10 protein-coding genes are annotated in these 14,748 nt (G+C 43.3%); 5 read left to right on the forward strand and 5 right to left on the reverse strand.

Going from position 1 to position 14,748, the window contains the following annotated elements:
- Positions 1 to 42: 42 nt before the first annotated feature.
- On the reverse strand, positions 43 to 531 hold the full coding sequence (locus RT422_RS06210; RefSeq protein WP_284034227.1) for a hypothetical protein: 489 nt from the start codon (positions 529 to 531) through the stop codon (positions 43 to 45).
- 342 nt (positions 532 to 873) lie between these two features.
- On the opposite strand from RT422_RS06210, the gene recJ reads away from it, so the two are divergent.
- From recJ to RT422_RS06230, 4 genes are all read left to right on the forward strand, one after another.
- Positions 874 to 2,652, forward strand: coding sequence for a single-stranded-DNA-specific exonuclease RecJ (recJ, locus tag RT422_RS06215; protein WP_313421667.1), 1,779 nt, complete (start codon positions 874 to 876; stop codon positions 2,650 to 2,652).
- Between the two features lie 285 nt (positions 2,653 to 2,937).
- Entirely contained in the window at positions 2,938 to 4,008 is a 1,071-nt protein-coding gene (locus tag RT422_RS06220; protein WP_313421668.1) for a helix-turn-helix transcriptional regulator, read from the forward strand.
- Between the two features lie 52 nt (positions 4,009 to 4,060).
- Entirely contained in the window at positions 4,061 to 5,128 is a 1,068-nt protein-coding gene (locus RT422_RS06225; RefSeq protein WP_313421669.1) for a TerD family protein, read from the forward strand.
- 380 nt (positions 5,129 to 5,508) lie between these two features.
- Positions 5,509 to 7,746, forward strand: coding sequence for an NADP-dependent isocitrate dehydrogenase (locus tag RT422_RS06230; protein WP_313421671.1), 2,238 nt, complete (start codon positions 5,509 to 5,511; stop codon positions 7,744 to 7,746).
- 124 nt (positions 7,747 to 7,870) lie between these two features.
- Here RT422_RS06230 and RT422_RS06235 read toward each other — a convergent pair whose 3' ends face one another.
- Both RT422_RS06235 and RT422_RS06240 read right to left on the reverse strand, forming a co-directional pair.
- Positions 7,871 to 9,223 carry an adenylate/guanylate cyclase domain-containing protein gene (locus tag RT422_RS06235; protein WP_313421672.1) on the reverse strand — a complete coding sequence of 451 codons (1,353 nt, stop codon included), beginning with the start codon at positions 9,221 to 9,223 and terminating at the stop codon, positions 7,871 to 7,873.
- Between the two features lie 32 nt (positions 9,224 to 9,255).
- A complete protein-coding gene (locus RT422_RS06240; protein ID WP_036601311.1) occupies positions 9,256 to 9,693 on the reverse strand; it encodes an HIT domain-containing protein in 438 nt (145 codons plus the stop codon).
- Between the two features lie 202 nt (positions 9,694 to 9,895).
- On the opposite strand from RT422_RS06240, the gene RT422_RS06245 reads away from it, so the two are divergent.
- Complete coding sequence (locus RT422_RS06245; protein ID WP_313421673.1) at positions 9,896 to 11,659, forward strand: mechanosensitive ion channel family protein; 1,764 nt, start codon at positions 9,896 to 9,898, stop codon at positions 11,657 to 11,659.
- On the opposite strand, the gene RT422_RS06250 is transcribed toward RT422_RS06245, so the two are convergent.
- Both RT422_RS06250 and nrdA read right to left on the reverse strand, forming a co-directional pair.
- A complete protein-coding gene (locus RT422_RS06250; protein ID WP_313421675.1) occupies positions 11,656 to 11,826 on the reverse strand; it encodes a hypothetical protein in 171 nt (56 codons plus the stop codon). The two genes, RT422_RS06245 and RT422_RS06250, sit on opposite strands and share 4 nt — an antisense overlap.
- Positions 11,827 to 12,021: 195 nt before the next feature.
- Positions 12,022 to 14,310, reverse strand: coding sequence for a class 1a ribonucleoside-diphosphate reductase subunit alpha (gene nrdA, locus RT422_RS06255; RefSeq protein ID WP_313421676.1), 2,289 nt, complete (start codon positions 14,308 to 14,310; stop codon positions 12,022 to 12,024).
- Positions 14,311 to 14,748: the final 438 nt, after the last annotated feature.

Here is a 14,748-nt window from a genome sequence, read left to right on the forward strand (position 1 = left end):
TAGTAACTAAAGGGGTTTTGATACAAGCTTTCGTATCAACAGTTAGTTGGCTTGTTGCTGTAATTTTTTAGCTTTTTGGTAGCATTCATTGATGTGATTTTCAGCAATTTTTTTAAACATCAAATAACCGATGGTACCTGCCACTAATTGACCACCAAATGGTACAAATTTGGTGACCTGCTTAGCGATAATACGACTACCAAAACCTTGGAAAGTTTTTTTGGCGATACTGCGCGTCACCACTAACCCTGCAAAATCCACTGCTTTATCTTTTAATTGGTTGATTTGTGCGCCGTTGTTCAAATCTACAGCTGTTTGGGCGGGTTCAATTAAACCAAATTTAGCAGAAATTTCAGGTAGCAATTTTGATAACAGCGTGGCGTCCACCGCAACGTCTAGCAGCGGCACAGGAACAACCGCGGCTGCTGCCGATATTTTGGCTTTACTTTTAATCATCGCCTCACATTCGCGTTTGATTTTTTCTAAGTCAAGTTTTGGGTCGATGGTTTTGGTCGAATTTTCTGCTGACATAATTTTTCCTTCTAAAAAATTTCAATTATCAATAGTAAAGGTAGTATTGCAAAACGCTTGCAACAAGAGATGATTATTCATTAATGGTCATTGATACTGTTTCATTAATGGTAAGTAATGACTCTTTGGTTTGATTATAACTGAGTGTAAACGTATGAATAAGCATCTTTTTGCAAAAAAATGCTAATGGTTTGTAGTGGCATTATTACGATATGCAAAACGCACAAATAGCTACGAAAGCTGATGGGGTGTTTTTCATCATTTTGCTGTTGTAATTTTGCCTATTCACTCTCATTATGCTAGTTTGTTCTCTCTACTTTATTTGGCAACCATGATAAATTTATGTTGACTGTGACTCCCCGTTTTAGTGCGACCCATATTGACGAGATTCCCCGCGATTTACAGCCGTTGGCGCAGACATCGATGACATTAGCCCGCGTTTTGGCTGGGCGGGGCGTGCAAGATATGGCAAATTTAGACACCGCCTTCAATAAGATGTTACCTGCAAATTCGCTGACTGGCATTACCAAGGCAGTGGCGCTGCTTGACAAGGCGATTGATACGCAGCAAAAAATACTGATTGTGGGTGATTTTGACTGCGATGGCGCGACTAGCACGGCACTGATGGTAAGGGTGTTACGTGAAATGGGTGCGCAGGTTGAGTTTTTGGTGCCCGATCGTTTTAAGTACGGTTATGGACTGACGCCAGAAATTGTTGCGCTAGGTATTGAAACCTATCATCCTGATGTGATTGTCACGGTTGATAATGGTATCTCCAGCCATGCGGGGGTCGAGCTTGCCAAAGCCAAAGGGCTAACGGTGATTATTACCGATCATCACCTGACGACGCAGGCGACACCAAACGCCGATGCCGTGGTCAATCCCAATCAGCTGGGCTGTGATTTTGCTAGTAAATCATTGGTAGGGGTTGGGGTGGCATTTTATGTGCTAGGCAACCTTGCCAAGGTCAGACGCCAAGCCAACAAATCCACCACCCAAGTGAGTCGCTATATTGATTTGGTGGCACTTGGTACGGTGGCGGATGTGGGCGTATTAGACCAAAATAATCGCATCTTGGTACACCAAGGCATCCAAGCCATCAAGCAAGGTCGTTGCTGTGTGGGTATTTTGGCGTTGTTGGAGCAGGCGAGTCGGCAGGCAGCCGACATCACGGCTCAAGATTTTGGTTTTATTTTAGGACCCCGCATCAACGCCGCAGGTCGTATGGATAGTATGCGGATAGGCATTGACTGCTTACTTACCGATGATTGGGGGGAGGCACAGCGGCTTGCGCATCAGCTCGATAAACTCAATCAAGAGCGCCGCCAAGTCGAGCAGGGCATGCGACAACAAGCTGATAGTGTATTAACAACGCTTGAGAATCCATCTGAGCAAAGCGCCGTAAATCAAGTAACGCACCGCAAACGCAGTATTATTTTGTATCAAGATGATTGGCACCAAGGGGTGATTGGCATCGTCGCAGGCAGGCTAAAAGAAAGCTACCATGTGCCTGCTATCGTGTTTGCCCCTGCGGATACGTCATTGATTGAAGATGACGATCCTATCAAAGGCTCTGCACGCTCCATTGAAGGCATTCATATCCGTGATGCCATTGAATCAGTCGCGCAAACCTATCCCGAACTTATTAGCCACTTTGGCGGGCATGCGATGGCGGCAGGTCTGACAATCAAACGAAAAAACTTTGAGCCGTTTTGTAAAGCGTTTGATGAGGTAATTGCAGCGGTGGCTGATGAGGTATTTGCAGAGACGTTATATAGCGATGGCGAATTGACAGCTGGTGAATTCACGGTCGATTTTGTAGATAGCTTGCAGACGTTGGCTATTTGGGGACATGGTTTTGTGCCACCGATATTTGATGGGGTGTTTGTGGTGCAGGATTATCGGGTGTTAAAAGAGCGGCATTTAAAATTATGGTTATCGTATCCCGATGTCCCTTTTACTATCGAAGCGATTTGGTTTAATGCTGACTTTGACGCGATAGCTTTGTCTGCCATCAATCGCAGTGTGTCAAAAGTGCATTTACTCTATGAGCTGGAGAAAAATTTATTTAATGGACAAACCAAATTACAGTTAAGGGTAAAAAAGGGTGTGCTCCTCTAATCAAGCGTTTTTGCTCATTCATACACAATCTGATAACCATAACACCCAATAAAGATGATAAACGACATAAAATGACATGTTAATATAATTTATTACCTATAATGCGCTAAATTTTGCTAAATTATGCAGGTATCAAGGTGTTAATTTTTAGCGTTAATTTTTTTAAATTTTAGTAAGACTTTGGCGCTTAGCTGGCTATGATTTAACCGTTTGTCTTTTAACTAGATATCTTTTAACTGGCTGTTTTTTAATTATCTATCTTTTACCTGCGTATGGAGAATTGCCATGAGTAAATCGCTTGCCAACAATGCAACCGCAACGACGGCTCGGCAATGGCAAATCCTCTCACAGCTGGATCGCAAACGTTGGCTCGGTACCACCCATATCAAAGAACAGCTTGATTTGATGGGTTTTGATATCAGTTTGCGAACTATTCAGCGAGATTTAAACGCTTTGGCAACGCGTTTTCCGATTGAAAAAAACAATACCAATCCACAAGGTTGGCGCTGGCGTGAAGATGCACCGATGCAAAGCTTGCCGCACATGAATTTGTCGCAAGCGGTGGCGTTTAGTATGATGCGCCATAATTTGACCCAGCTATTACCGCCGGCTATTTTAGATGAATTGATTCCGTGGTTTGACCTAGCGAATCGGCAACTCAAAGAAAGCAAAGTGGCAAACACTTGGCTCGATAGAGTGCGTATCCTGTCAGCCAATCAACCGCTCATCCCGCCATCGGTCAATCCAGCCGCCAAAGACGCCGTCTATGATGCATTGTTTCAAAATAAAAAACTCATCGCCTGTTATAAAGCGCGCGGGCGAGAGGAAGCGCAAAAATACACCTTAAATCCGCTAGCCATTGTGCAGCGTGGTGTGGTGATTTACTTGATTGCCTCGCGAACTGACAGAGCGTCTGACGATGTGCGCCAATTTGCTTTGCACCGTTTTGAAAGTGCGGAAGTGAGCGCAAGCGACGCGCAAACCCCGAAAGATTTTAATTTAGACAATTACATCAACACAGGCGCGATGGGGTTTAATTATCCGTTGTTCCAAAAACTCATGCCTGAGAGCGAAAAAAACAACCACGAGCCCCCCATACAGCAAGTGCAGTTACTGTTTCATCCGTTATCGGGGGCAAGTTTGCTTGAAAGCCCATTATCAACTGATCAGCAAAGCTGGGAAGACGACGAAGGATTGCATATCACAGCCACAGTGAACATGACCTCCCAACTGGTATGGTGGCTACGCGGTTTTGGTAAAGGACTGCGAAAAATCGAGCCTGAGATTTTATCAATCGCCGTCTTTGAAACCCAAACGCCAAACCAACAACCCACCGCCCAAACAATAAGCGAATAACTAACAAACGCCCAAGTAAACTAACTACTTTGTCCGATTTTTCGAGAATTTTATGAAACATACTGATAATAACACCCTTGAATCCACTGCCACCGACACCAACTCACAGCAGCCTAGCAACCCAAAAACCACGATTTTATACAGTGATTTGACGGACGATTCGCCGATTGTTAACGCTGTCAAATCGCCTGATAATCTGACACCCAGCACTACTACAGAAACGTACCAGATTATTTCGACGCAGTTTGCCGACCCAACGCCAGCACCATCGGTTGAAGTGAAAGCGCCCGTCAACTCATCCAATTTGACCGATAAAAACCCCAATGAGGCGGTATTGGCAAGCACCTCACCGCTGCACCATTCGCTACACAAAGTGCCAAAAATCAACCCCATGACTGATGACAAGATTTTGCAAAAAAGTCATCAGTTAGCCATTACCCAAGACGATCAACTTGAAGATGATAAAACAGCGACAGGTATAGCCGTTGAGCATATGGATGTGGTACTCAAGCAGTGGTATTTTACCGTGCAATGGCAGCACACACAGATGCCAAAATCAGGGCTTTACAATAAATTTAAAAAACGCACGCAAGCCATCGACCTAGACTTATCCTGCTTACTTTGTAACCGATATGGCGAGGTAATCGAAACCGTTTGGTTCAAAAATGTCCGTGATAAAGCGCAATCAGTGCGTCATCAAGGCGATGAATTATTGGGCAAAAAACCATTAGGCGCTATCGATGACCGCAAAGAAGACCCGTACAACAATCAAAGCACAAAACTCAATGATGCCAACTTAAACCAAGAAAGTATGGTGCTTTTTTTAAGTAAGCTGCCGCCGCAAGTATTTCATGTGGTGATGATTGTGTCATCTTATCATGGCTATGCGCTTAGCAAAGCGAAACAAGCGTCTTGTCAGCTCAGTGATGATGAAGGCAATGTGATTAGTGAGTTAGCTTTTACCAAACTGCCGACTGATACTAAGGCATTATGGTTTGCCAGTCTGACCCGTTCTGCCGATAGTTGGCGCTACAACACCGAGCATCAACCTTTAGATAATAACAAGATGGCGCTAATTGAAAAAGAAGTGAGTGAAAAATTGGTACGTACGGCCAGATAACTTGAGTGTAGCGTAAGCTTATTGATTCTCATGGGTAAAATAACCAAGCAATTTTAAAGCCAAAATTTTATACATTTGAGGATGTTGCCATCGCGTCTGTCAGTGATTGGATATATTCGACACTGTGATACTGTGGTACACTATGACAAAAAAGGGATTGTCTTAATCGATAGGGATACATCGCATCTGCATTATTTTTCTCCTAAATATAGGTATTCCTAGATACATTATTGACTCATTATGCGGTAACCGTATACTTTGCGTTTAAAATGGTCAATCACATTTTATCCCCTAATTAGTAATACTTACTGTGAAATTTCTCACGCTGCTAGATGCATCATCTAGTATCTCAATTAACATTCATATAAAAGAGGTTCTCTATGGCTAGTGGAAAGTCAAATATTATCTATACCTTAACTGACGAAGCACCGCTACTGGCGACTTATTCACTACTTCCTATTATTGAAACATTTACCAAACCTGCTGGCGTTGAAATCACTAAAACCGATATTTCCGTTGCCGCGCGTATATTGGCAGAGTTCTCCGACTACCTGACCCCAGAACAACAAGTGACCGATAATCTTGCTGAGCTTGGTCGGTTGACTCAAGACCCAGACACCAATATCATCAAATTGCCTAATATCAGTGCCTCAGTGGCTCAGCTGCAAGAATGTATTGAAGAGTTACAAGCTAAAGGCTACAACATTCCTAATTACCCAGAAAACCCAACCACAGACGAAGAAAAAGCCCTCAAAGCCCGTTATGGTAAATGTTTAGGGTCTGCGGTAAACCCCGTATTACGTGAAGGTAATTCCGATCGCCGTGCCCCAGCTGCCGTAAAAAACTATGCCAAAAAACACCCGCATTCAATGGGTGAATGGAAACAATGGTCAAAAACCCACGTCTCTCACATGGAAGAAGGGGACTTCTACCATGGCGAAAAATCAATGACCCTTGATAAAGCGCGCAAAGTTAAAATGGAACTCATCACCAACAGTGGCAAAGCTTTGGTGCTAAAACCCGAAGTTGCCTTACAAGACGGTGAAGTGATTGACTCAATGTTTATGAGCAAAAAAGCCTTAATCGAGTTTTATGAAAAAGAGCTAGAAGATTGCCGCGAAGGTAAAATCCTGTTCTCTCTACACGTCAAAGCCACGATGATGAAGGTATCACATCCTATCGTATTTGGTCACTGCGTAAGAGTATATTACAAAGATGCATTCGAAAAATGGAACAAAACCTTTGACGAACTAGGTATTAATGTTAACAACGGTATGGCAGGACTATACGAAAAAATCGAAACCCTACCGACCACTATCCGTGAAGAAATCGTCCGTGACCTGCATGCCTGTCAAGAACATCGCCCCGCGTTGGCAATGGTGGACTCAGCGAAGGGAATCGATAACTTTTATTCGCCAAATGATGTCATTGTAGATGCCTCAATGCCAGCGATGATTCGTAACGGTGGTAAAATGTGGGCAGCGGATGGCAAGCCTTACGACTGTAAAGCGGTGATGCCAGAATCGACCTTTGCCCGTATTTACCAAGAAGTCATCAACTTCTGTAAATGGCATGGCAACTTTGACCCAGCGACCATGGGTACCGTACCAAACGTAGGTTTAATGGCACAAAAAGCGGAAGAATACGGTTCTCACGATAAAACTTTTGAAATCCCAGAGGCAGGCGTTGCCAATATCACTGACATTGAGACAGGCGAAGTATTGATGTCACAAAATGTTGAAGAAGGTGATATTTGGCGTATGTGTCAAGTCAAAGATGCGCCAATTCGTGACTGGGTAAAACTGGCAGTGACGCGTGCACGTAACTCAGGCATGCCAGCTATCTTCTGGCTTGACCCATACCGCCCACATGAAAATGAGCTCATCAAGAAAGTAAAAAAATACTTACAAGAGCATGATACCACAGGGCTAGATATCCAAATTATGTCTCAAGTTCGTGCGATGCGTTATACCCTTGAGCGTGTGGCGCGTGGTTTGGACACCATCTCAGTCACAGGTAACATCTTACGTGACTACTTAACTGACTTGTTCCCAATTCTAGAATTAGGCACGTCAGCCAAAATGCTATCAATCGTCCCATTGATGGAAGGCGGTGGTCTTTATGAGACAGGGGCAGGCGGCTCAGCCCCAAAACATGTCGAGCAGTTGGTTGAAGAAAACCACTTGCGCTGGGATTCACTCGGCGAGATGCTGGCGCTTGCGGTATCTTTAGAAGACTTGGGCATTAAAGAAAACAACCCACGGATAAAATTACTGGCAAAAACCCTAGACTTGGCAACGGGTAAACTGTTGGATAACGACAAATCACCGTCACGCCGTACCGGTGAGCTCGACAACCGTGGCAGCCATTATTATCTAGCCAAATACTGGGCAGAAGAATTGGCGAACCAAGAGGAAGATAGCGAGCTTAAAACCAAGTTTGCGCCGCTTGCTCAAGCATTGTCAGAAAATGAAGACAAAATCGTTGCTGAATTAAATGATGTTCAAGGTCAAGGTGCGGATATTGGCGGTTACTATAAACCAGACCAACAAAAACTAAGCCAAGTGATGCGGCCAAGTGCGACATTTAACCAAGCATTGGCTTCGTTTGATGCCTAATTCAATAGTATAAAAAAAGCCGAAGCTGGATGCTTCGGCTTTTTTAGTATCTGTAAATAGTTAAACATAGCTAAGCTAAGAGTATAGCTGAGTTAAAAAAACGGGTGAGCCAAAACCGTCAACATCATTGTTTGTGCTTTTCTTCAACAAGCGCCAATGCAGATTTTAGCTGGTTAGTAATATCATTTTTATCATAATTACGAATATCATGAAAATTTAAATGCAGGTTAAACCCAGGTAAGCTAAAGTCCACCCAATCGGTTTGCTCTATAGATTCCCTGTTGGGTTCAAGCAATTCCCACACATTCATGGCATCTTGAAAGCCCTTAAACTTAAGTTGCCCCACGGCTTGGCAATGATGGACATGACCAATTAAATTAAACGTGCTTTCGCTGATCAAAATTTGATTGTTTTGCGCGGCAGTTTCAAGGCGAAAGGCAAAATTGGCCTCTTTTCCAACCACGGTATAAGTCATACGATTGCGGCTGCCAAAATTACCGACATAACAATACCCAGTATTGATACCCATACGTACATGCAGCCCTTCAAAACCGAGTAATCGCCACTGGTGGCGCAGTACTTCCATCTCACGGCGCATCTCGATGGCCATACTGGCACAAGCAATCGCGTTATCACGGTCATTACCACCCATATCGCCAAAATAGCACAATAACCCATCACCCAAAAACTTATCGAGGGTCGCCCCATATTTTTGGCTCACTTGGGTCATACGGTCAAGGTAAGTATTTAAAATATTGGCTAAATGGTCGGAGCTAATATGATCCGACAAATCGGTAAAGCCAACAATGTCCGAAAACAAAATAGTTAGCTTGCGACGTTGATTAATGACTTCAACCTTGGTGTTATTTTTGACAATGGGCTGCCAAATCTGGGGAGGCAAAAAACGGGTTAATTTATTGGTTACCTTGACTAAGGTATCAATCCGTGCCTGCTGCTGCGCAAGCATTTGATTTTTTTGGTGTAAGCGAACTACCATGGACCAAATATGATAACCAACAATCAAGATATCGGTAAATACAATGGCGAAATTTAAAATGTCTTCTTGCTTGGCCGACAAACTAATGGCAGGTAATAAAAAATGCGCGAATATCAGACTAAGTAGACCTACTGCTACGGTTAATAATACCAACGAAACGGTGTATTTGGTATTGGAAAAAATCAGGCGAATTAAAATCAACAACCATAACGCAAGGCTTGGGATATAGTTAAACTGCAACATACCCGTTGCCAACGCCATCAGGGTTAATACACTGGCCGAAGTAATGTAGTGATGGGGCCGGATAACACTCAAAGTGGTGACAATAACGCCTACTACCAACAGCAAAATACTGAGCATATGATAAATGGGCGGTACGTCAAGAGAGGTTAAGGTAAGCAATACAACAAAAAATGCCACCAACTCAATGAATTTCGGACTTTTTAGATTGGTCGAAAGACCTTGAATGGATTCACGCAATTTAGTTCGTCTACCTCGTAGTAAAATTTTTTTTAGACGTTCATTTGCCAATCAAATGGCATATCACGATGACCCCGCAGTGCCATCATCAGTGTCTGCTGCATATGGCTCAGCACCTCAGGGGTATAGGGGATGGCTGGATTGCCCCATACGGGATTGGGCCAAGCAATGTCATTTTGGTAGCGCACGATATGATGAAAATGCAATTGCGGTACTTGGTTGCCAAGCGCGGCGATGTTCATTTTGTCGGCTTGAAAAGTTTTGGCAAGCTGACTGGATAGCCAGCTAGATTCACGTAAAAACTGGGCTTGGTCACTGGCGGACAGTTCATATAATTCTTTGATACCTGGGACACGCGGAATTAGAATCAACCAAGGAAATTGACAGTCGTTCATCAAGCGGCAAGTAGATAACGGAAATTCGCCCACCAAAAAAGTATCTTTTGCTAGTTGTGGATGTAAATTAAACATAATAACTCAATGCATTTAAAAGTGTTTTTGGAATTTAAAACTGATAAAATCAAATAATGCGCGTATTTTAGCAGTTATACCTACAAGACGAAATACTTTATTCAGAATAAGCGCATTGCAATTTAAGATTTCTTAAAGCATAAATCAAGGCCGTTTATTTAGCCTAACTATGTTTTAGCGTTTTACAAATTTTGGGAAGTTTATGCAGTTGTTAAAGTCTATTAACCAATGTCAGCGTCATGCTGATGCACCATCTTTATACCGCCGTTGTTTTATGATGGCATTGTTTGCTTTACTCATGGTTATCACCAGTGTCAAACCCACCGCTGTATGGGCGGCTGATAGCAGCAAATCAGCCAGTAGCGCCAGCGGCACGGCAACCCCACAAGATACCTTTGGGCGGGACACCCCGCGCGGCAGCGTGCAAGGATTTATTCAAGCCTTGGCAAAAAGTGATTGGATGCTCGCCAGTCGTTATGTGGATTTAAGTTCTACCAAAGACCCCAGTGGCACGCTCGAATCTTTAAAATCGGCACTCGATAGCGGCGGACGTATCAACGAGCAGCTACAAATTAGCAATGACCCTACCGGCAATCTCGATGACAAACTAGCGCCCAATCTCGATAAGGTAGGGGAGATCAACAATCCCACGGCTGACAAAAAGAGTATCGACATCTTAATGCAGCGTGTCAAACAATCTAACGGCACCAATATTTGGCTGATTTCACAACAAACCTTGCAAGAAGTTGCGTCGTTATCACTCGTTACCCAGCCGACACTGGTAGAAAAGTACATTCCCAAACAATGGATTGAGAAAGATATTAAAGGCTATAGTCTTGGGCACATTGCGGCAGTGATTGCGCTCATGATAGCAACTTATCTCGCCTGTCTATTGATTAGCCAAATCTTATATATGATTATCACGCGGATTTATCTAGCGACTCACCCAGATAAAGAAAAGCAATTTCCGATTGATGGGCGCGTGGTTGTGCCTGCCGCAATGGTGCTGACAGCGGTGATTATCAAAGAAGCCATGATTGTAGTGGGTATTAATTTGGTTGTGCGCAATATGGCGTCCAACCTTGCCGATATTTTATCTTGGGTATCCATGGTATGGTTGATTTTACGAATTTTGGATTTGATTTTTAAACGTGCAGAAAACTATGCCAGCAATAACCATCATCCAGAGCGGCTATCTGTCCTAAATCTGCTACGAAAAGTGGTAAAATTGATTTTGATTGCGATTGCGACCATTGTGATTTTGGGTAATCTAGGCTACGACTTAACCACAGGTATTGCCGCATTGGGGATTGGTGGTGTGGCGTTGGCCTTGGGTGCACAAAAAACGGTTGAAAACTTGGTGGGCAGCGTGTCGGTCGTTGCTGACCAGCCTGTGAATGTGGGCGACTACTGTCGCTTTGGCACGCAAGAAGGTACGGTTGAAGACATCGGTATCCGCTCCACCCGTCTGCGTACCACCGATCGCACGGTGGTAACAATTCCCAATGGTAACTTCTCATCGATGAGTATTGAAAATGTCTCACAGCGCGACATGTTTCATTTTTCGCAAGTATTCTATATCTCGCGCGATAGCGACATCGATAAATTACGTGAATTTATGGAGCAAACACAAATTTATATCACCAATCATCCGGACACCAACAGTGTATGGAATCAAGTGCGTATCTCTGGTACTCAGCAAGACGCGTATCTTGTTGAAGTGCGATGCTATCTCAATGTGAAAGGGGCGATGGATTTTAATCAAAAACAAACTGATATGATTTTAAAAATCGCGGAGATGATGAAAGAGGTGGGACTCAAAAATGCGTTACCGACCAGCCGTGTGATGATGGGCAAACCGATTGATATTACCTATTCAAATTTTGCTAATACTGTACCTGTGAAAGATAAAGTAGCGGGGTCAGAAAAACTGGCACAATCGGACAAGCCTGATACCAAGCCTTAGTGACTCATAGTTTTGACATTGGCTTTTGAATTGGGCAGGGTGGTGGCAGGTGTGGCATCACCCAAGTCAACATAGACAGGAATCGGACTGTCATATGTTTGCGGCAAAGAAGCACACGAGGTAAGGTTCATCAGTAAAATGGCATAAACAATCAACGGGTTTTTCAAGTTCAAACATCCTATGTAATAAAAATCCATGCAAGGAAAATTTCTAGGCTTTTAATAATAAAAACCTAGATATTACGTCAAAATGATTTAGACAATCAATTTAATGAGATATGCCATTTTTATTTATTTTTACAAAAGATAAATCACTGAATAAAAAATAGGGATAATCCATCAGTATTATCCCTAAATAATCTTTTATAAAGTACAAGCCCCGCCAGCACAGCCATTTTCTAGGTCGTCTTGGGCATCATTTGCGCCGTCACGGGTGTTATGATAGTACAGCGTCTTAACGCCCAATTTATACGCCATCAACAAGTCTTGAATCATCACCTTCATCGGTACACGGCTATCTTCAAACTTGGTTGGGTCGTAGTTGGTATTGGCTGAGATACTTTGGTCAATAAATTTTTGCATAATCGCCACAAGACTCAAATAACCCTTGTTATTTGGCATTTGCCATAATAGCTCGTATTGATCTTTGAGCTTATCAATCTCAGGCACCACTTGTTTTAAAATACCGTCTTTTGATGCTTTGACAGATACCAGACCGCGAGGTGGCTCAATGCCATTAGTTGCGTTAGCAATCTGGCTAGAGGTTTCTGATGGCATCAAGGCGGTCAAGGTCGAGTTGCGAAGACCGTGGGTTTTGATATCGTGACGCAGTGCTTCCCAGTCGAGTTGTAGCGGCTCATTACAAATCGCATCAATGTCTGCTTTATAGGTATCAATCGGTAAAATACCTTGTGAATACGTGGTATCGCCAAATGCAGGACACGCGCCTTGCTCTTTAGCCAGTTTATTGGACGCCACCAACAGATAATACTGTAAAGCTTCAAAAGTGCGATGGGTTAAACCGAGCGCCGTAGGATCTGAATATTTGGTACCGTTTTTGGCAAGATAATAGGCATAGTTGATGACACCAATACCCAGCGTGCGGCGTTTCATAGAGCCATTTTTAGCAGCGATAACCGGGTAGTCTTGGTAGTCAAGCAAGGCATCTAGGGCGCGTACGATCAATTCCGCTGGCTCTTTGATGTCTTCTAGTTGGTTGATTTCACCCAAGTTAATCCCTGACAGCGTACAAAGGGCGATTTCACCGCTTTCATCATTGATGTTGTCAAGCGGTTGGGTCGGTAGCGCGATTTCCATACATAGGTTAGATTGGCGAATTGGCGCGACACTTGGGTCAAACGGACTATGGGTGTTGCAATGGTCAACGTTTTGCACATAGATACGACCCGTGCTGGCACGTTCTTGCATCATCAAGCTAAACAACTCTTGCGCGGGCACACTGCGTTTGCGAATGGAGTCATCTTGCTCATATTGCTCATACAAACGCTCAAACTCGGCTTGATCGGCAAAAAAAGCATCGTACAAACCTGGCACATCCGATGGTGAAAACAGGGTCACGTTTTGATTTTTAATCAAACGTTGATAGATGGTTTTATTGATTTGTACGCCATAATCCATGTGGCGAACACGGTTGTCTTCTACACCGCGGTTGTTTTTGAGCACCAGCAAATTTTCCACTTCTAGATGCCAAATCGGGTAGAACAAGGTCGCTGCACCACCGCGCACGCCGCCTTGTGAGCAGCATTTAACAGCAGTTTGGAATAGTTTATAAAAAGGAATACAGCCAGTGTGCTGCGCTTCACCGCCACGAATTGGACTACCTAATGCGCGAATACGACCCGCATTGACACCAATACCGGCACGCTGTGACACATACCGCACGATGGCACTGGTGGTGGCGTTGATACTGTCTAAGCTATCATCGCATTCAATGAGTACACATGAGCTAAACTGACGCGATGGGGTACGCACGCCTGACATGATTGGCGTTGGCAGTGAGATTTTGAAAGTAGACGTGGTGTCATAAAAGCGCTTGATATAATCTAATCGCGCGGCCTTATCATATTGTTTGTCGTAACTGGCAAACAGACACATACCGACGAGCATGTACAAAAATTGTGGGCTTTCAAAGACTTGTTTGGTGACGCGGTCTTGCACCAAATATTTGCCTTCCATTTGTTTGACGGCGGCATACGCAAAGCTTAAATCACGGTTGTGGTCAATATAGTCATTGAGTATATCAAATTCTTCTTTGCTAAAGTCTTGCAAAATATGCGCATCGTAACGACCTTCTTGGGTCAGTTTGGTGACATGGTCAAACAAATGCGGTGGCTCAAATTGACCAAACGCGATTTTGCGTAAATGAAAAATTGCCAATCGCGCTGCCAAATACTGATAGTCAGGTGTTGCTGCAGAAATCAAATCCGCGGCTGATTTAATGATGGTTTCATGGATGCTTTTGGTGGTGATTTTGTCATAAAACTGGATGTGTGAGCTGATTTCTACTTGCGAAACAGACACATTATCGAGCCTTTCTGCTGCCCACTCGATGACTCGGTGAATCTTATCCAAATCAATTTTTTCCAAACGCCCATCGCGTTTTTGCACGAGGATATCTTCAGTACGAGTCATAATACGTTCCTTTTTTTACCTGTTTATCAACGTCATATCTGTATGTATTAAAAAGGCGCTGAGTGAGAGGTGGTGAGATAAAAATGCCAAGTAAAATAGCTAACCGAAAGTATAGTGAGTGAGTGTGCCTCTTTTAAATACCGCTTTTGAGCCAAAGCTACATCACGTATGTAGCATCGCAAAGTCATTGCCGTATTATTGCAAGGTTTTGCAAAAAACTACTATATCTAGGGGTTGTTTTATTATTTCGCACAATATAGCCTAAAAAAAATTGTAATTCTAGCTTGTATTTTTATCATTTTTTTGCCTATTTTTCTGCAAAAATCCTAGACGCTTGATTTTATTAGCAGTTCATCAAGTCAAGCAAAAAGATAAAAAATTTGTAATTAACCCCAGTTCGACATAAGCTATACCCTAAGGCTTTGAATTAGCAAGCAA

It is taken from the genome of Moraxella sp. CTOTU49803, from assembly GCF_032097965.1.
GTDB classification, from domain to species: domain Bacteria; phylum Pseudomonadota; class Gammaproteobacteria; order Pseudomonadales; family Moraxellaceae; genus Faucicola; species Faucicola tetraodonis.